27 protein-coding genes are annotated in these 24741 nt (G+C 47.2%); 11 read left to right on the top strand and 16 right to left on the bottom strand.

Features of this window, described 5'->3' with window-relative positions:
* Positions 1–11: 11 nt before the first annotated feature.
* Positions 12–143 (bottom strand): Lmo0850 family protein, encoded by a 132-nt coding sequence (locus EGV91_RS17490; protein ID WP_277751548.1) that lies wholly within the window; start codon positions 141–143, stop codon positions 12–14.
* A gap of 260 nt (positions 144–403) precedes the next feature.
* Here EGV91_RS17490 and copZ point away from each other — a divergent pair, with 260 nt between their 5' ends.
* Together copZ and EGV91_RS14665 are read left to right on the top strand one after the other, a co-directional pair.
* On the top strand, positions 404–625 hold the full coding sequence (gene copZ / locus EGV91_RS14670; RefSeq protein WP_135504971.1) for a copper chaperone CopZ: 222 nt from the start codon (positions 404–406) through the stop codon (positions 623–625).
* A 144-nt stretch (positions 626–769) separates the two neighbouring features.
* A complete protein-coding gene (locus tag EGV91_RS14665; RefSeq protein WP_135504969.1) occupies positions 770–1939 on the top strand; it encodes an MFS transporter in 1170 nt (389 codons plus the stop codon).
* A gap of 83 nt (positions 1940–2022) precedes the next feature.
* On the opposite strand, the gene EGV91_RS14660 is transcribed toward EGV91_RS14665, so the two are convergent.
* On the bottom strand, positions 2023–2880 hold the full coding sequence (locus tag EGV91_RS14660) for an SDR family oxidoreductase (RefSeq protein ID WP_135504967.1): 858 nt from the start codon (positions 2878–2880) through the stop codon (positions 2023–2025).
* Positions 2881–3015: 135 nt separating this feature from the next.
* Complete coding sequence (locus EGV91_RS14655) at positions 3016–4302, bottom strand: MFS transporter (protein ID WP_135504965.1); 1287 nt, start codon at positions 4300–4302, stop codon at positions 3016–3018.
* Between the two features lie 113 nt (positions 4303–4415).
* Here EGV91_RS14655 and EGV91_RS14650 point away from each other — a divergent pair, with 113 nt between their 5' ends.
* Positions 4416–5630, top strand: a complete 1215-nt coding sequence (locus EGV91_RS14650) for a helix-turn-helix domain-containing protein (RefSeq protein WP_135504964.1) — start codon at positions 4416–4418, stop codon at positions 5628–5630.
* A gap of 47 nt (positions 5631–5677) precedes the next feature.
* Here the strand turns inward: EGV91_RS14650 and EGV91_RS14645 are convergent, their stop codons facing one another.
* Entirely contained in the window at positions 5678–6796 is a 1119-nt protein-coding gene (locus EGV91_RS14645) for an NAD(P)/FAD-dependent oxidoreductase (protein ID WP_135504962.1), read from the bottom strand.
* 163 nt (positions 6797–6959) lie between these two features.
* Between EGV91_RS14645 and EGV91_RS14640 the strand changes: the two genes are divergently transcribed.
* The 5 genes from EGV91_RS14640 (at position 6960) to cls (ending at position 12580) form a co-directional block, all read left to right on the top strand.
* Positions 6960–7811, top strand: coding sequence for an MBL fold metallo-hydrolase (locus EGV91_RS14640; RefSeq protein WP_135504960.1), 852 nt, complete (start codon positions 6960–6962; stop codon positions 7809–7811).
* Positions 7812–7985: 174 nt separating this feature from the next.
* Entirely contained in the window at positions 7986–9248 is a 1263-nt protein-coding gene (locus tag EGV91_RS14635) for a glycosyltransferase (protein WP_135504958.1), read from the top strand.
* Positions 9193–9912: an HAD-IIB family hydrolase gene (locus EGV91_RS14630; RefSeq protein WP_241666200.1), complete on the top strand. Its 720-nt coding sequence runs from the start codon at positions 9193–9195 to the stop codon at positions 9910–9912. The genes EGV91_RS14635 and EGV91_RS14630 overlap by 56 nt, the downstream gene beginning before the upstream one ends.
* 192 nt (positions 9913–10104) lie before the next feature.
* The gene (locus EGV91_RS14625; protein ID WP_135504956.1) at positions 10105–10935 is read left to right on the top strand and encodes a squalene/phytoene synthase family protein; all 831 of its coding nucleotides are present in this window, start codon (positions 10105–10107) and stop codon (positions 10933–10935) included.
* Between the two features lie 190 nt (positions 10936–11125).
* Positions 11126–12580: a cardiolipin synthase gene (gene cls / locus EGV91_RS14620; RefSeq protein WP_135504954.1), complete on the top strand. Its 1455-nt coding sequence runs from the start codon at positions 11126–11128 to the stop codon at positions 12578–12580.
* A 51-nt stretch (positions 12581–12631) separates the two neighbouring features.
* Here cls and EGV91_RS14615 read toward each other — a convergent pair whose 3' ends face one another.
* The gene (locus tag EGV91_RS14615; RefSeq protein ID WP_135504952.1) at positions 12632–13591 is read right to left on the bottom strand and encodes a M15 family metallopeptidase; all 960 of its coding nucleotides are present in this window, start codon (positions 13589–13591) and stop codon (positions 12632–12634) included.
* Positions 13592–13712: 121 nt separating this feature from the next.
* Between EGV91_RS14615 and EGV91_RS14610 the strand changes: the two genes are divergently transcribed.
* Positions 13713–14864, top strand: a complete 1152-nt coding sequence (locus EGV91_RS14610) for a 3-phenylpropionate MFS transporter (RefSeq protein ID WP_135504950.1) — start codon at positions 13713–13715, stop codon at positions 14862–14864.
* Here EGV91_RS14610 and EGV91_RS17160 read toward each other — a convergent pair.
* The 5 genes from EGV91_RS17160 to EGV91_RS14590 all read right to left on the bottom strand — a co-directional run bounded on the left by EGV91_RS17160 (position 14824) and on the right by EGV91_RS14590 (position 18720).
* Complete coding sequence (locus EGV91_RS17160) at positions 14824–15183, bottom strand: hypothetical protein (protein ID WP_158290626.1); 360 nt, start codon at positions 15181–15183, stop codon at positions 14824–14826. The genes EGV91_RS14610 and EGV91_RS17160 overlap by 41 nt on opposite strands.
* 313 nt (positions 15184–15496) lie before the next feature.
* Positions 15497–15742 (bottom strand): hypothetical protein, encoded by a 246-nt coding sequence (locus EGV91_RS14605; protein ID WP_135504948.1) that lies wholly within the window; start codon positions 15740–15742, stop codon positions 15497–15499.
* Between the two features lie 50 nt (positions 15743–15792).
* Positions 15793–16572, bottom strand: coding sequence for a membrane protein insertase YidC (yidC, locus tag EGV91_RS14600; protein WP_135504946.1), 780 nt, complete (start codon positions 16570–16572; stop codon positions 15793–15795).
* A gap of 172 nt (positions 16573–16744) precedes the next feature.
* Entirely contained in the window at positions 16745–17530 is a 786-nt protein-coding gene (locus EGV91_RS14595) for a helix-turn-helix domain-containing protein (RefSeq protein WP_135504944.1), read from the bottom strand.
* Positions 17531–17826: 296 nt separating this feature from the next.
* Positions 17827–18720, bottom strand: coding sequence for a diacylglycerol/lipid kinase family protein (locus tag EGV91_RS14590; RefSeq protein ID WP_135504942.1), 894 nt, complete (start codon positions 18718–18720; stop codon positions 17827–17829).
* Between the two features lie 183 nt (positions 18721–18903).
* On the opposite strand from EGV91_RS14590, the gene EGV91_RS14585 reads away from it, so the two are divergent.
* Positions 18904–20031 carry an MFS transporter gene (locus EGV91_RS14585; RefSeq protein WP_135504940.1) on the top strand — a complete coding sequence of 376 codons (1128 nt, stop codon included), beginning with the start codon at positions 18904–18906 and terminating at the stop codon, positions 20029–20031.
* Positions 20032–20092: 61 nt separating this feature from the next.
* Here the strand turns inward: EGV91_RS14585 and EGV91_RS14580 are convergent, their stop codons facing one another.
* Together EGV91_RS14580 and EGV91_RS14575 are read right to left on the bottom strand one after the other, a co-directional pair.
* Entirely contained in the window at positions 20093–20479 is a 387-nt protein-coding gene (locus EGV91_RS14580; protein WP_135504938.1) for a hypothetical protein, read from the bottom strand.
* Positions 20480–20565: 86 nt separating this feature from the next.
* Positions 20566–21018, bottom strand: a complete 453-nt coding sequence (locus EGV91_RS14575; protein WP_135504936.1) for a GNAT family N-acetyltransferase — start codon at positions 21016–21018, stop codon at positions 20566–20568.
* Positions 21019–21113: 95 nt separating this feature from the next.
* Here EGV91_RS14575 and EGV91_RS14570 point away from each other — a divergent pair, with 95 nt between their 5' ends.
* Positions 21114–21611, top strand: coding sequence for a GNAT family N-acetyltransferase (locus EGV91_RS14570; RefSeq protein WP_135504934.1), 498 nt, complete (start codon positions 21114–21116; stop codon positions 21609–21611).
* An 81-nt stretch (positions 21612–21692) separates the two neighbouring features.
* Here the strand turns inward: EGV91_RS14570 and EGV91_RS14565 are convergent, their stop codons facing one another.
* The 4 genes from EGV91_RS14565 to EGV91_RS14550 form a co-directional block, all read right to left on the bottom strand.
* Entirely contained in the window at positions 21693–22400 is a 708-nt protein-coding gene (locus tag EGV91_RS14565; protein ID WP_135504932.1) for a DUF4064 domain-containing protein, read from the bottom strand.
* Positions 22401–22743: 343 nt separating this feature from the next.
* Positions 22744–23025, bottom strand: coding sequence for a GNAT family N-acetyltransferase (locus EGV91_RS14560; protein ID WP_135504930.1), 282 nt, complete (start codon positions 23023–23025; stop codon positions 22744–22746).
* Positions 23026–23044: 19 nt separating this feature from the next.
* Positions 23045–24013, bottom strand: coding sequence for a ring-cleaving dioxygenase (locus EGV91_RS14555; protein ID WP_135504928.1), 969 nt, complete (start codon positions 24011–24013; stop codon positions 23045–23047).
* A gap of 152 nt (positions 24014–24165) precedes the next feature.
* Positions 24166–24741 (bottom strand): DUF1002 domain-containing protein (locus EGV91_RS14550; RefSeq protein WP_135504926.1); only part of this gene is annotated, 576 nt, incomplete at its 5' end.

Genomic DNA, 24741 nt, shown 5'->3' with positions numbered 1-24741 from the left:
TTTTTAATGGATTATTGGATTTGCGGATTTTGCGGCAAAGCCAGCGCCTTCAATAACTCCACACGTGATTTTGTGATTTTGGCGTGGATTCCCAGTTTCGATAAATTTGAAACGATTTTGCGAACTTCTACGTCTTTCGCCATCCAGATCACCTCTTTATATTATTCATACTGTTATTGACGTTTTGCATCATTTCTAGTTTCGTATGTAACCGCTAAATATTTGACTTTTCTGTGTCTACGTATATAATACCATCTTTGCCAGCTTTTAAACTTTTCATTTTGATGACATTGTGAATAAATTGTTAATTGTTTCATTTTTCAACGTGCAAATGTTAATATGAAGACAGAAATAGAGTGTTTGACACATTCTCTCAAGCATTAAATCCAAGGAGGAGTTAATAATGACAGAACAAATCACATTACCAGTAAGCGGCATGACCTGCCAGCATTGTGTGGGGCGTGTCGAGAAAAACGTTTCCGCTTTGGCTGGTGTAGATAAAGTGGATGTTTCTTTGGAAAATGCATCAGTGGCTGTTGCATACGATAAATCGGCAGTTTCTGTGGACCAGATCACTGAAGCAATCGAAGACGCAGGTTACGATGTCGGCGCACCAAAAGCGTAAAATTCAATAAAGCCATGAAAAGCGCGCCGGTTTATGCCGGTGCGCTTTTTTGCATGGGCCGCCCTGTCCGATCTTTATTTGTCGTTCTCCTGAAACAAAGGTAAAATGAAGGCACAGCCTTTTCAGAAAGCAGGAAGTATACATATGAAAAAAACGATTTTATTGTTGATGTCGGTCCAGTTTTTTGTGTATTTGGGTTTCGGCATCATTATCCCGATCCTTCCGGAAGTGATCGTGCAGCAAGGCTATGGCGAAATCCATGTCGGCGGCTTGATCACCATTTATGCACTTGCCTCCTTTTTCACCGCTCCTTTATGGGGCAGGCTATCCGACAATACAGGGCGCAAACGGCTCATTTTAATCGGGCTGGCCGGTTTCAGCCTGAGCTTTTTCCTGTTCTCGCTCTTCCTCGACAACCTGGCGCTGCTGTACCTTTCACGCATCATCGGCGGGCTTTTCTCCGGAGCGCTTTATACGGCAGTGACCGGCTATGTAGCTGATATCACAAGCGATGAAGACCGCAATAAATACATGGGGCTGCTCGGCATGTCCATTGGCCTCGGATTTATCTTCGGTCCGGCCATCGGCGGCTTGCTCGGCTCGATTTCCTTGTCGCTGCCATTTACAGCTTCCGCTGTGCTGGTGCTTTTGCTGATGGCCTATGCGTCGCTCGTTTTAAAAGAGCCTGTGCGCCAAGGCGAAGCCGTCAAACGGAAATTGCTGCCGAAAGGAGCAAGCGTCCTTTGGCAATACCGAATCCGCTATTTGTTCCTGTTTTCGTTCTTAGTGACTTTTTTGCTGGCAGGCCTCGAGTCGACATTCCAGCTGTTCCAAATCGACCAAATCCAGATCACACCGCTGCAGCTCGGCTATTTGTTCATCGCCAGCGGCTTGGTGGACGCCGCCATCCAAGGAGGCGTTGTGCGCCGTATTAAAGACGGCAAAGAAACGCAGTGGATCATCGGGGCCCAGATTGTAACGGCTGCCGGCCTTTTCCTTTTGCCGTTCACGACGAGCCTGGTATTCGCCGGCATCGCGTTGAGCATTTTCACCGCCGGCAATGCCTTGGCCCGGACAGCGATCGTATCGCTGACTTCCAAGGAATCAGGCGGCAAATACGGCACTGCGGCAGGGGTTGCGTATTCGATGGATAATATGGGGCGCATCATCGGGCCCTTGTTCTTCACGTGGATGCTGACGATACAGTCCGGCGCTGTTTATTATTTATCCGGATCGCTGGCGTTGCTTGCCATCATCCTGGTTGTGCTCTTCAGAAAATCCGCCAATTCTTTACGGACCGTGGAAAACGGCTAAATTCGACATAAATAAAGAGGGACGGAAAAATCATCGATTTTTCCGTTCCTCTTTTTATGTGGATTCAGTTTTTCACGATACTGTTAATACGGCGTTCCGCCATTGATGTGCAACACTTGCCCGGTTACATAAGACGAATCGTCCGATGCTAAATACACGTATCCCGGCGCGAGTTCATCCGGCTGTCCCGGACGGCCAAGCGGTGTGCTTTGGCCGAATTTCTCAACCTCTACCGCAGCAAACGAAGCTGGAATCAGCGGGGTCCAGATCGGCCCCGGCGCGACGCCATTTACCCGGATGCCCTCTTTCGCAAGCGATCCTGATAATGCACGCGTGAATGACAGGATCGCCCCTTTTGTGGAAGAGTAGTCAATCAGTTCCGGCATGCCCTGGAACGCTGTAATTGACGTGGTATTGATGATTGAGCTTCCCGGCTTTAAATGCTCGAGCGCGGCTTTCGTCAAATGGAACATCCCGAAAACGTTCGTCCGGAATGTCCGCTCCAGCTGCTCGGCCGAAATGTCTTTCAAAGAATCCTGTACATGCTGCTCCGCAGCATTGTTGACAAGGATATCCAATTTCCCGAATTCGTCCATCACTTTGCCGACAGCTTCCTGGCAGAATGCTTCATCGCCGATGTCGCCAGCGATGAGGATGCAGCGCCGCCCTTCTTGTTCGACCAGCTTTTTCGTCTCCTCCGCATCTTCGTGTTCATCGAGATACATGATGGCAACGTCCGCCCCTTCTTTCGCGAACGCTACGGAAACTGCACGGCCGATTCCGCTGTCTCCGCCGGTAATCAATGCTGTCTTTTCAGGCAGCCGATGCGCTTTCCCTGCCAGGTTCCCTTTGAAATCCGGGCGTGGCTCCATCTCGCTTTCAAATCCAGGCTGGCGTTCCTGCTGCTGAGGCGGTAAGTTCTTGATCTTGTCTTTTTCCATTGTCCGATTCACCCTTCCGATTTTTTATGTCTTTGGATTTTTTCCCTGTAACTGCCAATTTAAACATACGAAAACGAAAATCCCTTCCAAACTGCCAGCAGCGGCAATGGAAGGGATTTTCGGATTGGACTGACTTTAATGGACCGGCTTTTTCTGCAATACGGCGGCGAGTTCCGGATATGCTTCCCGGATGATGTTCGGCCGAATCATATAGGCGACTAGCCCGATCAGGCAAAGACTACTGCCAAGGACGACGTATTCGCCCGGGACGCTGTCATACAGAAGCCCGAACAAGAGATAACCGAGCGGCATCATGGCCATCGCCATTGATTCGAGAATGCCGAAGACACGGCCGCGGTACTCTTCTTCGACATCTTTTTGCATCATAACGCCGATGGGTGTGTTGACAAAGACATTGGAAATGCCGAACGCGAACATCAGGACGATGAAGTACAGCACGTTCGCTCTATACGACATATCCAGCATCAGAGGCAGCGCGAGGCCCGCTAGAATGATTGACATGGCAAACAAAGCTCTTTTGGAAAACAGCAGCGGGTACTTCACTTCTTTGCGCACTGAGAAATAGATAGAAGCCAGCAGCATTCCTACCGCGACCATGGCCTCGATGAAGCCGAAATGCACCGCCTCTACTTTCATTTGCTGGACGGCGATAAACGGCAATCCGATCATCAGCGCGGAAAAGAAGAAATTCAATCCGATGGCCGTACTGACGATTACCATGATGACGCGATTCGTTTTCAAGTACGCCACGCCTTCTTTCATGCTTTGCATCATGGATTTCTTGTCATCTGCCGCCGCTTCAATTTTGGCGCTGAATAATTTAAAGTTCATCGTCGCTTCGAGCAGCAGCGCAAGCAAGTAGCCAGCAATCTGGATAAGCAGGAAGACGTTCATCGAAACGAAACCGAAAAGCATGCCGCCAACGACAGGCCCTCCAATCGCCGCAATCGACAGCGCTGACTGGTTGAAGCCAATGGCTTTTTGGATGCGCTCCGGATCAATCAAATTGGCAATCGAAGCGGAGAACGTCACGCTCGCGAACATCGAGCTGACGGATAACAGCGCAGTTGTTGTGTAAATTGCCGGCAGCGACAGCCCCACGGACGCGCTATAAAGAAGCAGCGCCCCAACAGCCAACGCACTGGCCAACTGGGAGACAATCACAATCGTCTTCTTGGAATATTTATCGGCAGCATAGCCTGCGAAAGGTGCCAATACCGTCCTTGGCAAAATGCTGAAAATCAAATTGATGGCGAAATTGGCGGCGGACCCTGTTAATGCCAACACGTATAAACTGATGCCGAACGTATAGACACTGCTGCCGAACGTTGAAATAAGCTTGCTGATCGTAAAGGTATAAAGGTGGTAAGTCGCTTTGTGGATGGCTGCTGATTGAGTCATTTTTTCATCCCCTTGCCTTTTGTTTAATTTAATTAAACAAAATATATCATGCTTTCACTGGCATTACAAGTAAAAGTTTAATATATTTAAACTATTACAGAAGAGGTGATCAAGTGGAAACTCTCGGAGAACGCATCCGCAGTTTGCGAAAAGCAAAAGGGCTAACGCTGCAGGCATTGGCGGGCAACGCAATGACCAAAGGCATGCTCAGTTTAATTGAAAACAATAAAGCAAATCCTTCAATGGAGAGTTTGTCTTATATCGCCGGGCAATTAGGCGTCGACCGCAATGAATTGCTTGCTCAAGTTCCGACAGCGGAATTGCGTGAATTGCTGCAAGAAGTGGAAAAACTCTATAAAGAAGAACTTCAGGAATTGAGCGATTTCACGCCGATTATTGAAAAGATTGCACCGTACGCTGACAAATTGCCGTACCGCTATGAATCCGCCCGCCTGCTTGAAATCTACAGCCGCTGCCAATACTATGCAAAAATGGCAGACTGGCAAAAAGCGCTGGAGAAATCGGAAGATATGTACGAAGGCCTGCATCTGGTAAACAATATTGCCGATGTACACATGTTCCGGGCGATGATGAAATTTAACGAACACCGTTACGCAGAGTCTTTAAAGATGCTGCAAGCATCCCGACGCTCGTTCGATAACCGCAATGCAGTACTGGATCCACTGAAAAAGCTCGATTTCGATTTTCATGAAGCGATTTTATATTTTGCACTTGGAAAGGATCAAGAGGCAGTGCACTTAATGAACGACGCCATCGAGTATTCAAAGGAACATCAGATTTTTTACCGCATCAATGATCTTTATAGGGTCATGGGGTTCCATGCGATTTTGGTAGGAAATCGTGAAAAGAAAGACTATTACGTCCATAAACTCCGGTTGTTCGCCGAGTTCACAGACGACGATAAAATTGAGACGACACTCGACCTGCTGGAAGCCCATGATTTGAATTCGTTCGTGCACGATTATGCAAAAGCGGAAAGATTGGTTGATCGGAATCTTGAAAAAGACAAAGATGGCGACCATCATCAATTCTACCTCGAAAAAGGAAAAGCGCTTTACGGTTTAGGAAAGCTGGATGAAGCACTGACTTGGCTAAATCGCCATAGAACTGCTGAATTCCTGCACCACCCTTATGATTTATCGATGAACTATGAAAAAGACGCTTATCTGGCGTTGATTTACGAACAGCAAGGCAAGCACGATCTGGCCATCGAGCACGCCAGTATTGCCAAAGAACTGATTGACCCAATGCCGGACCTGCCTTACAAGACGTTCATCCTTGGCGTTTATAAGAAAATTGTTCAATAGAAAAGAGCCTTCGCGGTCCGCGGAGGCTCTTTTCTAGATGTGCTGTTTTATAGCTGCTGAAAAACTTCTTCAATATTGTAAAGCGCCAAGTCGATATCAAGCGGAATGCCAAGCGCCAGTTTAGCCAATTCCCGTCCCAGGAAAGGCCCTGCTGTAAGCCCGGACGCACCAAGGCCATTCGCAGCGTATAAATTCGGATACCCCGGCACTTGGCCGATAAATGGCAGCGCACTCGTCGTTGCTGGACGGAACCCGGTTGCTGCGCCAGCCAGTTCACAAGCTACGAGCCCCGGAGCGGCATCGAGTGTTTTATCCAAAATGTGGTGGATGCCGCCTGCAGTAAGCTTCGAATCAAAGCCTACGCCATTTTCATGGGTTGCCCCCGCCACAATCCGGCCATCTTCGAACGGTACGATGTATTGTCCGAACGGCACCATCGCCACCGGCCACGCTCCCGTGTCTTGCCCGCTGCTTTGCAACTGCAGAATCTGCGCTTTCTGCGGCACGACGTCCAGCGCCAAGCCAAGCGGCTCGAATAATTCCGAAGCCCACGCGCCTCCCGCGGAGACAATGCTGTCCGCATAGAATGCTCCCGCTTCCGTCCTTACACCTTCCACCTTGTCTCCGGCAAGAATCAATGAGGCATTGCCTGTAATCTTTGTGGCTCCGAGTTTCACCGCTGCGCGAACCAGCGCTTCTCCGATCGAGCGGCCATCGACGCGCGCTGCGCCGCTGACATATAGCGAGCCATAGCGTTCTGTCGCAAACGGAAACAATTCACGCGTTTCCTCGGCCGAAAGCCTCTTCACTTCACCCATTTCCGGCGCATCTTCCAGACGCTCCAACGCTTTTGCTTCCATCTTGTCGAGCTTGCTGTCTTCATGAATGCTGACGATGCCCACCTGCTTATAGCCCGTCTCCGTTTCCCCGAGCTCTTCCAGTTCCCCGATCAGCTCCGGATAATACGCGGCACCGCCTTTGGCGAGGCCGTACCACGCCTGATTGCGGCGCTGTGAAATCCAGGGGCAGACGATGCCTGCTGCAGCGCTAGTCGCCTGCCCGGCATCGCCGCGGTCGATCAACGTGACTGCCGCTCCCGACTTCGCTGCATAATAAGCTGCGGAAGCCCCTAAAATACCTGATCCGATAATGATGACTGATTGCATGTATACACCTATTCCTTTATAGTCTTTTGCCTTCAGTTTACTGGAGAACTCCTTCATACTCAAACGCCCCAAGTTGAATTTTCAGCGTTTCGGATTTGATTGTACGTATTCAGGGTAAAACAAGCTATAGAAAACCCTGTAAAATCCGAAGGAGGAATAAACAATGGAAAGAAGTGCATCAACCGAGAAAATCTTGCCGGTGACTTCATTTAAAAGCGGATCCGGTGTTGAATTGACGCCTGATGTCTACTGTTACACAATCCAAGTCGCCAACGTATTCTTTATCGGCAATCCTGCCCTCAGCAACGAATGGGTGCTGGTGGACGCCGGCATGCCAGGCACGTCTTGGCGGCTGTTGAAAGAAGCGGAAAAACGTTTTGGCCCCGACCATAAACTGAAGGCGATCATCTTGACCCATGGCCATTTCGACCACGTTGGCGGGTTGATCGATATCCTGGAGAAATACAAAGTACCCGTTTATGCGCATCCGCTTGAATTCTCCTATTTAAAAGGTGCTACGGATTATCCGGAGCCGGATACTACTGTAGAAGGAGGGATCGTTGCGAAGATGTCCTGGGAATTCCCGAACAAAGCCATCGACATTTCAGCCCATCTGAAAGAATTGCCAGCGGATGGCACAGTGCCAGAAATGCCAGGTTGGAAATGGCTTCATACGCCGGGCCACTCTGAAGGGCATGTATCGCTGTTCCGGGAAAATGGACGGGTGCTGTTAGCGGGTGACGCGTTCACGACAGTTAAACAGGATTCGCTTTATAAAGTGATGACGCAGAAAAAAGAAGTCCACGGCCCTCCTGTCTATTTGACGACTGATTGGCGCGCTGCCTGGGAGTCTGTAACGAAGCTTGCCGACTTGCGTCCCCACACGGCAGGCACAGGCCACGGCAAGCCGATGCATGGCTCTTTGCTTGCAAAAGGGCTCGTGGACCTCACAAATAATTTCCAGGAACAAGCGGTCCCCAAATACGGCAAATATGTAAATCAAAACACACAATGACAGGCTGCCGGAAAGTCCTTTGCGAAAAAGATTTTCCGGCATTTTCTTAAAAAACGTACATTTCCGAAAATTTTTATTGAAAATATGTTTAGCGTGGCGAAGTAAAGGGAATAATAGTAACCCAGTCTCCGTTTTTACGCGAAACTGAGTTTTTTTGGAATGGAGATGAATTCTATGAAAAGAAAGGCGCTATTTATTTCCGACCATGGCGATCCGCTTGCCAAACTTGGCGGCAAACAAGCTGGCGGCCAAAACAATTACGTTAAACAATTGGCGTTGGCACTTGACGAGAAAGGCTGGCAAGTAGATGTCGTGACCCATTGGTGCGACGTAGCAGCTCCTCAAATCGAAGAATTCGGCACAGCATGCCGGGTCATCCGCGTAGAAGCTGGCCACAAAGGCTTTGTTTCAAAAGACGAAATGTATACGATGCTCCCTGACTTTTATAAAGATATGAAAAATATATTAGCACTTGAAAGTTATGATATGATCCACACCCATTACTGGCTGTCGGGATTGATCGGCAAAAAACTCAAAGAAGAATTCAACCTGCCGTTCGTCCATACATCACATTCCCTAGGCTGGGCAAAAGCGAAAGCGACAGGCATCAAAGACGCTCGCCGCATCAAAGCTGAACGGGCGATCTTGAAAGCTGCAGATCAAGTTATTGCAACGACGAATAATGAAAAACAACTTATCCAAGATAAAATCGTCTCCCATTCTCCCATCAAAGTTATCCCCATCGGGGTTGACCAAGCATTTAAAGTGCGTGGAATCCGTACACATCTCAGAAAGAGCGCCGGCTATGAGACGCCCCTCTTTGTCTTCGCCGGACGTTTGGAAGAAACAAAAGGCATTTTCACATTATTGAAAGCTTTCCAGCTGCTTGTGAAAAAGACCGACTCGGAGTCCACTCCGCGCCTGCTTATTGCCGGCGGTGAGGAAGATGCCATTGACCCAGTGACTAAGTTGCCGTTGGACGATGACTTGCGCAATTCATTGGCAGGAATCGAAGAATACGTCGAGTTCCTTGGGCCTCAATCACAAGACGAACTAGCAATGCTGTTCAATATCGCCACAGCTACCATCGTCCCGAGTTATTATGAATCATTCGGCATGGTCGCTGCGGAAGCGCAGGCCTGCGGAAGCCCGGTCATCGCCTCTGATGTAGGCGGATTGAAAAACGTTGTACAGGACGGCATCACCGGACTGCTCGTCGAGACCAAAAACGAAATCGACTTGGCCATCGCTATGGAAGTGCTGTCCATCAATATTCTTTTGACAGAACGCTTAAGCCGCCAAGCGGTACGCATCGCGAAAAAAGATTTCGATTGGGATTCCATTTCCGATCGCGTCAATTCCATGTATGAGGTGATCATCAGTGACCGCAACAAAACATATATTAGCGACAGACCTGGACGGGACATTAGTTGGTGACCCACAGGGGCTTCAGCAGCTGTTGGACTTCTATCAGCAGCAAACGTACGATGTAACATTGATTTATATTACAGGGCGCTATTACGATTCCGCGCTGTCACTGATCCGGCAGGAAAATTTGCCGATTCCCGACCTTTTGGTGACCGATGTCGGAACCAGCATCTTCAGCGGGAACAGCTTTACAAAAGACCTCGAATGGGCAGATCTGATGCACGATAATTGGATGCCTGAAAAAATAGAAGAAATCGCCGACTCGATACACGGCCTGACAAAACAACCGCTGCCGCTTGAAAACCGGCGCTCGTATTTTGTCGAGGACCCTCAGCCGGTCGAAGAATTAAAAAACAAACTGCAAAGTTCCAGCGTTCCGCACAAGCTGATTTTCAGCGGCGGCCGCGATGTCGATGTATTGCCACCTAAGAGCGGCAAGGGGCAAGCACTCCAATTCATATTAAAGAAATACCGCATTGAAGACGCCAAGCTTTTGGTAGCCGGCGATTCAGGCAATGATTTGGAGATGCTGACACTCGGCTTCCCTTCTGTCATTGTCGGCAATGCACAGCCGGAACTTCTTGAAAGTCCGGAACATCCCCAGATTTTTCGCGCCACCCGGCATTGTGCGGGCGGCATTCATGAAGCTTGGATGCATTTTCATGGCGAATAACCTTCCTTGGCCGGAACTGGCTTCGGAAGGTTATTTTTATCCACGCCATTTTCGCCTTTTCGAGTATTTATTTGTTTTTTTATATAATTCGTTTATATTTAGTAGAAAGGCAGTTTCGTGTTTTACCGGTTAATCTTTCGGAATCCCTTACATATCACGCCTTGATTCTGCCATGAACAGGAGGAAATTGAGATGAGTAAAACCGCGAATTTACAAAAAGAGTCCATGGTCATGCTGAAAGAAACGAGCCGGACTTTTTTCATCCCAATCAATTTTTTAGAACCCACTTTAAAAAAAGCGGTCGCTTCGGCGTACTTATGTATGCGGGCAATCGATGAAATTGAAGACCATCCCGAACTCGAGGACGGGGCAAAGCAAAAATTGCTTCTTGAAATCAGCAAGATGCTTAAAACCACGTTCGACAGGGATGCCTATCAAGCTTTAATCTCCCCTTACCTTCACCTTTTGCCGCCGGTTTCCCAAAGGCTTGCTGACTGGATCAGTGTTTGTCCGCCGGAAATCGTCGAAAAAGTTAAGGATTCAACAGCGGTGATGTCTGCAGGTATGGCAAAATGGGTTGAAAAGAAATGGGTTATCGAAACAAAAGAGGATTTGGATGATTACACATATTATGTAGCCGGCCTCGTCGGAACAATGCTTTCCGATTTATGGAAGTGGTACGATAATACCGACACTGACCCGGAACTCGCCATCGGATTCGGCCGCGGTTTGCAGGCTGTTAACATGCTCCGCAATTTCGATGAAGATTTGGAGCGCGGCGTATCGTTCGTCCCTAAAGGCTGGACGCGTGATGATATGTACCATTATGCCAACGAGAACTTGGCACAGGCGGACCTTTACGTCAAACCGATCAAAAACAAGCGCATCCTGATGTTCTGCAAGGTTCCGCTGGCATTGGCCCACAGCACATTAAAAGCATTGAAGTCTGGTAAAGAAAAAATGTCGCGCCAAGAAGTCGAAAACATTGTCGATCAGTTGAAACAAGAAGAGCAAATAAACTAACACCACAAACGCATTCAATCTTTTTTGAATGCGTTTTTTATATGCAATTCCTTCTGCGAAACGACCAGCGTTTATTTTATTTAAAAATAGGAAAAACAACTTACATAATATCATAAATTTTTTTATCAATTCATACGAATAGTCTATACTAAGTTATATAGAGACAATTTACGGTTATCGGAGGGAAATCATGACAGTATCCATCATCGGTATTTTGACTGCAGCAATTTTCATCATTAACGTCTTTCTGGCTGCTGCCCTTGTTTTTCTAGAACGGCGCGATGCCACATCGACGTGGGCCTGGATTCTGGTCTTGTTTTTCATTCCCATTTTCGGATTTTTCATCTACCTTCTGCTGGGCAGAAAACTACGTAAAAAGACCCTTTTCAAATGGGAAGGCCGTTCACGCGTCGGAATCGAGTCATTGATCAGCCATCAAATGGATGCGCTGCACGATGAAACGTTCGTTTTTAAAGACCCTGCTGTCCACGATTACAAGGACATGGTTTATCTGCATTTACGGAATAACGGCGCCGTTTTGACGCAAGACAATGACGTGCGCATTTTCAATGATGGCCGTGAAAAATTCAATGCGTTGATCAAGGATATCGAAAGCGCCAAAGACCATATTCACATCCAATATTACATTTTCCGCTTAGATGAATTGGGGACGCGCGTCATGAATACGCTGACCGCAAAAGTGAAAGAAGGCGTCAAAGTCCGCCTGCTTTATGACGACATGGGCTCACGCAATCTTAGCAAACGCCATTTCAAGGATTTTGTAAAAGCAGGAGGCGAAGTCGAAACGTTCTTTCCTTCCAAATGGCCGATCATCAACCCGCGGCTGAATTACCGCAATCACCGTAAAATCGTCGTAATCGATGGCCGCGTCGGCTATATCGGCGGCTTTAACGTCGGCGATGAGTATTTAGGGCTCCACAGACGATTCGGTTATTGGCGGGATACTCATCTGCGCATCGAAGGCAGCGCGCTGCACCCGCTCCAGACCCGTTTCATCCTGGATTGGAACCAAGCATCCACTAGGCATGATATCGAATACGACGAAGTGTACTTCCCTGCCATCCCAGCCAAAGGCACGACGACGATGCAGATCGTTTCCAGCGGCCCCGATGAAGAATGGGAGCAGATTAAGGACGGTTACCTGAAGCTCATCAATTCCGCGAAAGAATGCATTTATATCCAGACACCTTATTTCATACCGGATACGAGCTTCTATGACGCCATCCGGATCGCAACATTGTCCGGCATCGATGTGCGCATCATGATTCCAAACAAACCCGACCACCCGTTTGTCTACTGGGCGACTTATTCCTATGCAGGCCAATTGCTGAAAGCCGGTGCACGCGTCTTTGTTTACGACAACGGCTTTTTGCATACGAAGATGATTGTCATCGATGACAAAGCTTCAACCGTCGGCACTGCAAATATCGACGTCCGCAGCTTTAAGCTCAATTTTGAAGTCAACGCCTTCATCTACGACGAGAAGGTTGCACGCGAGCTTACAGCCCTATTCCATCAGGATATGGAGCTTTCCACTGAACTGACCTACGAACATTACTTGGAGCGGGCTCGCATGATCAAAACCAAAGAATCGATTGCCCGCTTGCTGGCACCGATTTTATGACAGCAAAAAAGACGCTTTCGGATATCCCTCCGAAAGCGTCTTTCATTGTTGTTAATGAACACCCAAATATTCTTCCAATGTGATGCCTTTTGCGAAAATTTCTTTGGCCGCTGCATTGCCCACATAACGGAAATGCCAAGACTCATGCATGTAGCCGGTAATTTTTTCCGCACCTTCCGGATAGCGGAGGATGAAGCCATATTTATGGGCGTTTGCTTTCACCCATTTTCCGCCTTTTGTCGCGCCGAACGATGCAGAAGCCCAATGCTGTTCCTGGCCGGCTTCCCCGATATCGAACGCAAGGCCGGTTTGATGCTCTGAAAATCCAGGGCGTGCACTGTAGCGGTCTGCCGCTTTCGCTCCATCTTTCGCAGCATATCCTTCATAAAGCTGTTTCTGGCGTGCGAATTCACGGTAAGTACTGAATGCGTTTAAATTGATGCCAGCAGCCTGCGCATCTTTTTTCATCGCTTCAAAAGCAGCGCGGGCTTCCTTGCTTTCACCGGGCGCGTAATTCTGCGGCAGCGGGTGCTGTTTATTGGCCAGCAATATATTATTGATGTAAGTCGGTTTTGCCGGGAGCTTAATCCCGTCCTGGTAAGTCGTGGCATCAGCTGGCTGTTGCTCTGCCGGTTCTTCCTTCGGTTCTTCTGCTGCGGGCGGCTCTTGCGCTTTAGGCTCTTCCGCCGCAGGTGTTTCCGCCGCAGGTTCCTCTGCCTTAGGCTCTTCAGCCGGTGGTTCTTCTTCAACCGGCGGCTCTTGCTCTTGAGGTTTTTCAACAACAGGCTGTTCCGGTTTTTCAACAGCGGGTTCTTGCACGTCTACCTCTTCTTTAGGGGCTTCCGTTTCTTCGGCTTGCTGCCCTTTCAACGCCGCAAAGCTTCGTTCGACGTCCCATCCGTTGGCGTACAGCCAAGTTCCGGCAAGCAGCAGCAATGCAAGCAAGCCGCCGGCGCCCCATTTTATATACGTATTCTTTTTATCTTGGTTATGTGAATAACGGGATTTCATCGGATTCCCTCTTTCTTTCAACTTCTTTATTATTTTACCATCCCTGCTGCCGAAATTCTCCTCAAACAAGTGAACATTCGTTATACTTTATCATAGACTTCCCATAGATACGAGGTAAAATATGAACAATCAAAAATGGCTTTCTTTAAACTTCTTCGCCTTCTTCTTTACGTGGGGCGTATTCCTGCCCTATTGGACGGGGTGGCTGACAAACGAAAAAGACATGAGCGTCTCGGCAGCCAGCATCATCATGGGCGCCGGCATGATCGCCCGGTCTTTATCAACGCTCTTATTCTTTCCGATTATGACACGGCTGCTGTCGCTCGGCCGCCTTATGCAAGTGCTGGCGATCGCTTCAGCAATTCTCATGGCATTGTACATACCGGCAAATTCATACACCGCTTTGTTCATCATCACCGTCGCCTTCAGCTTCGTTTACCCGAACTTGCTGCCGGCAATGGAAAGCGGAGCGACCGTCCTGATGCAGACCGACCGCATCCACTACGGCAAAAGCCGTTCTTTCGGTTCGCTCGGCTACACGATTGCCTTGCTCATTGTCGGCGCTTTGACAGCCGTGTGGCAGGAAAGCGCTATTCTCTGGGTGATGCTTTCCGGCCTAGCCTTCATGGCCATTACGCAATCCGCCGCTTCACCAGTTCCCCTGCAGATCAAGCCCAAACCTAAGCATGCCGCAAGCAAGGGAGCCGTTAAGGAATTACTTCAATCCAAAGCATTCTTGACGATACTCGGCATTTCAACTTTGCTGCAGGGCGCGCATGCGGCCTATTATAATTACGGCTTCATCTATTTGCAGGATCTCGGCGTCAATAGTTTTTACATCGGCATCGTGCTGAACGTCGCCATCATTTTTGAAATCATCTTTTTCAATAAAGCCGATACGTTGTTCCGCAATTGGAGCGTCTCTTCTATGTTCCTTTTGGCTGCCATCGGATCGACAGTGCGCTGGGTTTTAATCTTCCTGTTTCCATCAGTTTGGGTTTTCGTCATTTCCCAGGTTTTTCACGCCATGTCATTCGGCGTTGCGCATTTCGCTTTCATCCGCTACATCTTTAAAAATCTGCAGCCCGTCCATATTCCGGCAGCGCAAGGCATGTACGCTGCGGTCGCGATGAGCTTGAGCGTAGCGCTGCTGACCATCATCGGCGGCTTCCTGTACGAAATCTCTCCCGGTTTGGCGTTCCTTGGCATGGTAAGTTTTTCAGCTCCAGCCATCATTGCCGTCCTGCTGACAAAAAAGAAATTCCATTATTAATAGCCGCTACCCCCATAACCTTGGAGGCTTTTACGAATAAATACGTATAAACCTCTTGAAGGAGCTGGGTATTTTGAAAAGAATTTCCGAAAAAGACATCTTGAATCTCATGCACCAATTGGATGTTTTGCTTGAAGAACGCAAAAAAGAAAGATACACCCATAAAAATACCGCTGCCGTCTAATCTCTTGCAGCCGCATTTCAAAAACAGCACAGCCATTTGGCTGTGCTGTTTTAAGCTTGTTGAGAAAGATAAATCCTTTTCCTGATGGAGTCGATATTCCGCAAAACAGCTACGCTTGCCGCGGGCGAGCGCCAAGCCTCCTCAGTCGCTTCGCTCCTTGCGGGGTCTCGGCTGTCTCGCTTTCCCGCAGGCGTCTCCGCTGTTTTGCTTCATATCTGGAGAACACGAAAGAAACTGCAGAAAGTATATCTTTTGTGTTATTCAGTAAAAGAAATAACTTGTTATAAAGAAATATCTTTGAATGTAGCGGAAGGCGGCGACTCCAGCGGGCAAAGCCTGAGCTGAAGGCCCCACAGGAGCATTAGCGACGAGGAGACTGAAGCCAGATCCGCGGAACGCGTCCGCCTGAAGCGAAATGCATAACAAACATTTTAAGTTTTTAGGCAAACTATAAAATAATGGTCGCGAGAACGACGAAGAACAGGACTACAAATGTAACGGACATGCCGAGCATCCATTTCGCTTCCCGGTCCATCCCCTTCGCCTTCATCTGCCGATAGCGGAAACTGTTCGTCAACACGAACAGCACTGTCATGAACAACACAGCAAAATCCAATTCCCTCATTACGACAAAAACGAGCGAGGCAATGCTCAATGCTGCAATCAATAGCCCCTGAAAAATCTTGCTATTCAATAGGTTCAACTCCAAAAAAGAAAGCCGGCAAAATTTGCCGGCTCCTTCTATTATTTTTTCTCTTCAACAGATTCCAGCGCTATTTCTGGATGATCCGAATAGAACTTCCGGCCGATGAATGTTTGCACGATCAACAGGATACCTCCGACTGCCCAGTAAACAGGCAATGCAGCCATCGATGTAAACGAAACGAACATGATCATGATCGGTGATAAGTAGACGAAAAACTTCATCTGCTTCTGTTGCTGTTCCGGCATTGTCCACATGGAAACTTTCGCCTGGAAGAAATAGACCGCTCCGGCTATCAACGTCATAGCGATATCCGGGCTCCCCAAGTTAAACCAAAGGAATTCATGTGATTTCACATCCGGCGAATACAGGATTGCAAAGTAAAGGCCCATAACGATCGGCATCTGGATGACGACCGGCAGACAGCCCATATTCAACGGATTGACGTCATGCTTTTTATAAAGCCCCATCATTTCCTGCTGAATCTTCATCTGCTCTTCTTTATCTTTCGTTTCTTTCAAGCGCTTTTGGATATCTTCCATTTCCGGGCGCAGCTTGTCCATTTTGACTTTCATGCCTTGTTGGCGCTTGTATGTGCGCAGCATAAATGGCATCAAGACCAAACGGATGATGACTGTGATGGCGACAATCGCCAACCCGTAGCTGCCATTGAACAAATTCCCTAGGTAATCCAAGGAAAAATCAAATGGAGCTACGAAAAGCGTATAGAAAAATCCTTCTTTGTTCTCGACTGCAGAACAGCCGCTCAATAGTAATACGGATACCGCCAATAAAGACAGCAATGTAATTTTCTTTTTCAATTTAGTCACCTTCACCTTTTTCAACTATAAAGAAGTATACCTATATGCCGGAAAAAATTCAATCGATGGGTCAAAAAGCAGCCACTTTCTTGCGCCCTGTGACAATATTAAGGCTGTACAAGCTGTCACACCAACGGTTGGAGGCAAGAAAAAAAAGGAGAATTGATTCTCCTTATTTCGCGTTCGGCAAGTTATAGCGGAAGTATGGGATATGCTGGCTGTCACGGAATTGCTTAGGCGTGACGGTCGTATATTTCTTAAAGATGCGGGTGAAATAGCTTTGATTGCAAAAATGGAATTGCTTCGAGATGTCAGAGATGCCTTTGTCTGAATGGCGCAGGTAATACTGAGATTCTTCAACGCGGCGGACATTCAAGTACTCGACGAGCGTTATGCCTGCGTGTTCACGGAAGATGCGTGACAAATGGCTGGTTGAAATATTGAAATGCTTGGCGATGTCTTCGACCGACAAATCCCGTTCAACTTCGTCATTGATGAACATCACGACTTTATTGACCGTTTGGTGGCCGAACGAAGGCTGTTTGCGTTCTGAAATAACCGAAGTAAAAAACTCGATCAGTTCATCTGCCACATACAAAAACTCCGAATCATTCATATGCTTTTCCACCAGCTCGACGCAAGCCACGTTAAAAGCGAAAGCTTTTTTGGGAGGTACGCGCATTTCATACAGTTTGCGAGCCATTACAGACGAAAGTACTATATAGTAATTCCGCACTTGGCGAATCGTTTCTTTCCCTGAGCGCAAAGCAATCAGATCAATAAGCGACCTCAAGGTTTCTTTTGCACGCTCTTTTTCGAGATGGTGAATTTCATAAATTAATTGTGTCTCTATTTCAAAAAACTTATCCATACCTTCATACTGTCCAATAGTCTCACTTTCATTCATGAAAATCTTGGAAATAGTTTCTTGAATTGTTGGCATAGCAATCATGTTCATTTTTTCCCCGTCTTTCTTTGTACAAGTTTTTGCAGTCGTTATTCCTACTATATACTGAAATAGTCAATAAGAACATAGCTCGGTGCATAACTTTTTATTTTTTTATGTATTTGTCATAATAATATCTTACCTTTTTACCCTCAATAAAGGAAATAAATTACCTTTAGATATACTTTTAATAATAGCATAATTCAAAAAAAGCTCTAATTAATACTTTTATTTCAAATAATTGTAATATGAATTTAAAAGGCCAGCCCTTTATTACAAAGGGCTGGCCTTTTCATAATATAATTTTATCAGTCTTTATCAGGTGGCACTAAAGCACGGATATGTCGCGGCAGCACTTCGATGACAAAAGGCGTAGCACAGCCTTCATCCCCATCTATATTACAATATAATGGTTCATTTGTCCTGATTGAAACTTTTGTTGTTTTGATAACTTCTACTGCCGGATCATTGTCCAGTTTCCCAACCAGCATATTGCCCGCAATGCGGATGAATGCAGGCAACGCAGCATTTTTGATGATGTAGAGATGCAGCAGGCCATCGTCGGTCAAAGCTTCAGGCGCCAACTTCTCAAATCCACCCACCGAGTTCGTCAAAGCGACCAGTACAAGCTTTGCTTCACCTTCAAATTTCCCATCATCGTATTCAATTTCGAAATATTGCTCCGTATCTTGGGTGATGGCTTTAAGGCCCTCGATGAAATAAGCAAAAGCTCCGAGTTTCGTTTTCTGTTCCGGAGTAACTTCGTAAGTCGATTCAGCAACCTGCCCAAGTGCAAGGATGTTCATGAAGAAATGGTCGCCGACTTTTGCGATGTCGACCCATTTTTCAGAACCGGTCTTCAATGCCTCGATCGCTTCTGCTGGATCGAGTGAGATATTGAGCGCACGTGCAAAATCGTTCACCGTCCCCAGAGGAATCAATGAGAACAACGGATGATGCTCCTGCTCAGCCAAGCCAGACACCGCTTCGTTGATCGTGCCATCGCCTCCCATTGCAACGACGAAATCATACTCTTTTTCGCAGGCCTCTGCAGCGAACTCTGTTGCATCTTTCGCTTTTTGAGTTTCTCTGGTGTCCACGCTGTATCCCATCTCTTCAAGCGTACGTTCCACTTGTTCCGCATAATCTTTCGCCTTCTCCTTGCCAGAAGAAGGATTCAATATAAACATCGCTTTTTTCATATACTAACCTCCGGTGCTATAATGTGAATATAACTTTCTTTACCCTAGTCATAAGCATTGTTAATCCCTATGCTTTTTTATTTTTCCACGGCCGCGTCTGCCGGGATGTGAAAATGCATTTCCTAGCCTAAAATCAACAACGTCATTCTGCAGCCTTTGATTTTGTGAAAGCGAGTGAAACCGGTGCGATTCTTTATTTATATCATCATCTTCTTTGCCTTTTTTGATCTTTTCGCACAGTTGCCTATCATGAGTCCGCTGGCTGTCTCTCTAGGAGCCACGCCTTTCCTGGCCGGCCTTGCCGTTGGAATGTATTCACTCTCGAATATCATCGGCAATATCGCGTCAGGCATCTTCTCGGACCGCAAAGGGCCTTTCGCCATTCTCGTAGCGGGGTTGGCCACAACTGGCGCCGTTCTTTTTTCCTACAGCTTTGCTGACGGCCCTTATAGCTTGCTTGCGGTCCGTTTTGTGCACGGACTTGCCGCCGGGCTGACCGTCCCTGCCGCCTTCACTTACTTGGCGAACAAGACCGCATCCACTAAGCGCGGCAAAGGTGCGGCGGTGTCAGGCGCTTTCGTCGGCCTTGCCGCTATCATCGGGCCCGCGTACGGCGCGATTCTAGCCAGCCGCACGAGCGTTGCGGAAACGATGGCAACGACCGGTGTGCTGCTGCTGGCGCTGGCGATCTGCGCGTTCTTTGTACTAAACCGCAAAATCGCAAAAAAAGAGGCTGTTGCTGAACAGCCGCTTCCTTTCTCCCGCATCATACGCAACCGCGGTTTGCTGCAATCTTTTGCCGGCGCCTTTTTCCTGATGTTCTCTCAAGGCGTGCTTGCTTATATGCTGCCGTTGAAAATAGCCGGGCTCGGCCTTCCGCCTGAACTGAGCGGCTTGCTCCTCAGCGTCTTTGGCGTGGCAGCGATCCTTGTATTCCTGCTGCCTGTAAACCGGATCTTCGATAAGGCGAAGCCTCTCTATACGCTGATTGCAGGATTTAGTTTCATGGGGCTGTCGTTGTTCCTGCTCAGCGCGGCTGAAACTGCCCCTTTGCTTTATGCCATTATGTGCGCATACGGAATCGGCTTTGCATTATTGTTTCCATCCATCAACTCGCTGCTTATCGATTCCACTGAACTGTCGTCACGCGGCAAAGCCTATGGCCTGTTTTATGCTTTCTTTTCACTCGGCGTGGTCGGGGGTTCCAGTTTTACAGGAATTCTTGAACTGAACGCAGACGAAGGCTTTATGCTGAGCGGCACTTTACTGATAGGCGCCGCATTGGCAAACGCTTTGTTGAGCAAAAGGTGAATAAAGCCTCCGCAGAATTTTATTGCATAAAAAAAGGATGGTTCGAAAACCATCCTTCCTTTTACAAATTGTCCGTATTCAATCTGTTTTCAGGTGCTATTGTTTCTGTATTCTCGGATTTCTCTTCGCTGAAATCATTTGATGACAACTTGAAGTCCTCGTCTTTTTCGTCTCGTTTTTTGTCGTTATAATACTGCGCGCCACTCAATCCGCCTTCGCTGACCATCTTGTTTTCACGCAGCTCCGTTGAATCTTTTTTGGCTTCTGCTTGTTTTCCATCAGTGTTTTCCAAGTTTTGAGATTCCATATACGAATTCACCTTCGTCTTTGCATTATTAAAAGCCTCTGTGGCTTTTTGCCGATTTTCCGGTTTTTTGAAATACGCATAAGCTCCAGCAGCTAATCCTGCCCACAATAAGCCTCTTCCACTGCCTCTTTTGTTCGCCATGTGCTTCACTCCTTTTTAATTTAACCGTTATTTAGTTTGTATACCCTTTTACCAGAAAAATAGTCTTTTGCCAGCCAATGAGAGTGTTACATTTTATTTTTGGTTAATTTCATATCTACATGGGGAATGCCGTCTTCATCGTATTCCTCCGAAATCGGCACAAAACCGAATGATTCATAGAAGCCTTTCAAGTAAACCTGCCCTTGAAGCTGGATTTCATCGGCTTTCCATTCCTTCAAAATATAATCAATCGATTTTTCAAGCAATTGTTTTGCAAGTCCCCTGCTTCTGGCATCCGGGTGGACAATAACTCGTCCAATTGACGGCAAGCCATATTTCACTCCCCCTGGCACAAGCCGGGCATATGCCAAAGTGCGGCCGTTTTCTGTATATGCCATATGGATCGATTCTTGATCCAGATTATCCAACTCAGGGTATGGACAATCTTGTTCAACAATGAACACATCGACCCGCAACTTTAAGAATTCATAGAGTTTCCTTGCTGTCAGTTCATCAAAATGATAGGTATTCCAGTCCAAAACTCCTCGCCTCCCTTTCCTTCTATTATTCCACAATGGTGGCTATTCAGCGCTAATTTTGATATGATTACGAAAAGAATTTTTGAGGTGATCACATGATTCGCACAGGTACGATTGAAGATATTGCTTCTGTCCAGGAAATCGCTTATGCCAGCTGGAACGACACATACGAAGGCATCATCCCCTCCCCGGCCCAAAAAAGTTTTTTAGATAAATCCTATTCCACTCCGATGATGGAGATGCGATTGAAAAAGACGATTGTCCTTGTAGCGATACACGAAGATGAGGCGATCGGCTTTGCCAACTTTACAAAACTCGATCAGGATGGCGATGCAGAATTGATCGCCCTTTACTTGAAACCCGAATACCAACGCAACGGTTTCGGCAAGAAGTTGCTCGACAGTGGGCTGTCCCATTTGTTCGACGGCTCTGAACTCTCTGTATATGTAGGAAGTGAGAACGAAAAAGCCAGAAACTTTTATGCAGCCAATGGATTTGAGTTTGTGGAAGAATTCGAAGAATTGTTCGAAGGCCACCCACTCAAGACCGCGAAATACGTTTACGATTTAAAAGTGAAGACGCCCGCCCTTTAACAGACGGGAAACAGCAAAAGGTGCAACGGAAAATTCCGTTGCACCTTTATTTGCGTTTGAGGCTGATTTTAGAAGCAATTGTTATAGCGGTCGATACGGTGTATCGTCGTTATTTCCTTTGCTCAGGCGCTCATCCGCGCGGCGTTTCAAATCTTCGCGCTCAACAAAATCGTCTCCAGTTGTTCCTGGTTGCGATTGGCGAGACTTTTCTTCCATAAGGCGCTGCTGTTCTTCTTCACGCAGCCTTTCTTCACGGATGCGCTGCTCATCATGGCGGAGCGAATCCTGGTCACGCAAACGATCGTTTTCCCGATACTGATTGCTGTTGTCCTGCAAATCTTTTCCGTTGCCATTGCGCGCTTTACGTACAAAGCACATGATAGCGGCAATGTAGAACAAGATCGAAGTCAGCGACATGATCCCTGCAAACAATCCAGCAACGATAAAGAAGACCCCTGCCATATTCGGATTGGCATTTCTGCCGAGCCTGCCGATTGCCAACAATGCAAAAACTGTACTAATTGCCAAAAGCCCGACAATCACCCACATAATTACATCGAAGCTTGTCAATAACCCATCTACCAGCCCCTGGACATCCCCAACATCGGTCATGGTCGGATCTGACATGATTTGTTCTTCAAGGAATTGGCGGAATTCCGGGTCGTTCTCGACATTCCCCAGACTGAAAATCGAGAAAATGATAAGTGCGATTGCTAAAAGGTTAAACACAATGCCGATAACGCCAAGTACTTTTTCGCCAGACCGGCTGACGTCCTGCTTTCCATTCATATGGTCCACCTCTTTCATAAATTTCTCCTTAATATAGATAGAAAAGGAGTTTAACAGTTCACTTAACTAGTTCCCTTAATAAAATTAATAAAACCTGTTTAAAAATTTGAAGTCCGGGTATTTTATTAATATCAAACATTTGAAAGGTGATGAATAAAATGGAAAAAAAGTTAATTTTTAACCAAGCTGATTTTATGTATGGTATAGGTGGAGCTTCAATCTTAACAGCAATCGTCTTCTTTATGACGGCATTATAATTCGGAGGTTGAAGATGATTAATTACATACGGGAAACATAGAAAAGCAATCCGCTAAATTAGATTAGAGGATTGCTTTTTGCGTGCTTACATTTTCACATCATCGTATTCCTTGTAACGATCGAAAGCAACGGCTGCATAAGAACAGACCGGCTCGATTTTGAAGCCTTTTTCGCGTGCATATTGGGCAGCGCGGTCCAGCAATTTCTTAGCCAAGCCATGGTGGCGCAGCGTTTCTTCAACGAATGTGTATTCAACGACCATAACGTCCGACATTTCCGTCCATGTGATTTCGCCGACATTTCTGCCTTCGTCCTCCAGGTGGAATGCAAATTCATCCTGGCCCAATTCCTTCAATTTAAAATCCACTGTTTCATCCCCCCTGCATTTATCGATTTATTTCCAGCGGCCGCAATGAAGCCTCGATCTGTGCCCGTTTTGGCTCAAGGAATGGCGGAAGCGCCAATTTCTCACCCAATGTTTCCAATGGCTCGTCCGTTGCGAAGCCCGGTTCGTCTGTTGACAATTCAAAAAGGATGCCGTTCGGCTCGCGGAAGTAAAGCGCTTTGAAGTAATAACGGTCCACTTCCCCTGACGTCATGAAGCCTTTTGACAACAGATAGTCGTTCCATTTGCTATAGTCTTCGTATGTTTTGACACGGAACGCGACGTGGTGGACACTGCCTCTCCCAGGGCGTTCAGGAGGCAGGTCTGTACGTTCCTCTAAATGTATTTCGCCGGCGGGTCCGCCTTTTCCTGTTGAAAACACCAAAATATCTTGCATGCCTTCCACTTTCGGTGAATAAGAGCCAATTTGCTCAAAGCCGAGGATTTCTGTCAGTACTTCTGCGGTTTTTCCGCTTTTGCGGACTGTCAATGTTACCGGCCCCAAGCCAACGATGGCAAATTCTTCCGGGATCCCCGCTTTGGTCCATGGAATACCATGAGGGATGCCCGTTCCGTCGTCCACTGTCAGCATGAGCCGAGATCCTTCAAAGTCTTGGAATACCAAGGTGCCGCGTCCGAAGGTTTCGCTTATTTCCGCATGAGGGACGCCGAATTCATCGAAACGCTGCGCCCAATAGCGAAGTGCTTCGCCGCTTTTCACGCGCAAAGAGGTGTTGCTGATGCTTGAAACGCCTGGATACGTTCTGCCAGCCATCGGAATATCAAAATAAGTCATATCCGTGCCTGGCGTCCCTACCGCGTCCGCATAGAATAAATGATACGAAGAAGTCGAATCCTGATTGACGCTTTTCTTAACAAGGCGCATGCCCAAGATCCGCGTAAAAAAATCGTGATTTTTGTCCGCATTGGCGGTGATTGCGGAAACGTGGTGGATGCCTTCCAATTTCATTGTAAACACTCCTTTTATCTTGAATTCGAGATATTTATTTCATGATAGCAGATTCTTTTTCTACTGGCAAGAAAGCGAGCTTGGAAGGAATAGGAAAAAGGCAGCCCCGGAATTCTGTTATACAGAGTTCGGGAACTGCCTTATTTTCATCATCAGCTTACTAATCCGCGGATGCCGTCGATCAATTTATTGAAGAAATCCTTTACACTTTGCCAAAAGCCATCGTCATTGACGACCGTGCCGATTTTGTCTTCAATCGTTTTGCTCAAATCTTCAAGCTGGGTAGACCATTGCGAAAAATCAATATCAAGTTTGCGGATGCGGTCCATCAGGTCCACCAGCAATTGGCGGTCTTCCGGGCTCAATTCAATCTGCAGTTTTGACAATTGCTCTTCTACAATCGCTTCCACTTCTTCACGTGTTGCGGGATTTTGTTCCGCAATCTGCTTTTTGATTTCTGTCAGCAATTCGCTGACTTTTTCATCTTCGACGCCTTTATCTGCAAGCTCTGTTGCAACTTCGAGTTCGTCATTGGCGACATCGGTCCGTTCCGGATCCAATTGTTCGCCGTTCACTTCATATGCTTTGTAAATTCCGACAAGCGCAGAATGGCCAGTTACCGCTTTCGGTGCAGCCACTTCCACTGTCGCATCTTCAATGCCCGCTGTCAGCATCGCGTTGGCGTACATTTCAGACGTGACTTGTGTAATGTTGTCCGGTGTTACGAT

This window comes from Planococcus koreensis, assembly GCF_004761975.1.
Classification (GTDB): domain Bacteria; phylum Bacillota; class Bacilli; order Bacillales_A; family Planococcaceae; genus Planococcus; species Planococcus koreensis.
Note: the sequence above shows the minus strand (reverse complement) of the source record. Positions and strands in the feature narration are given on the sequence as shown.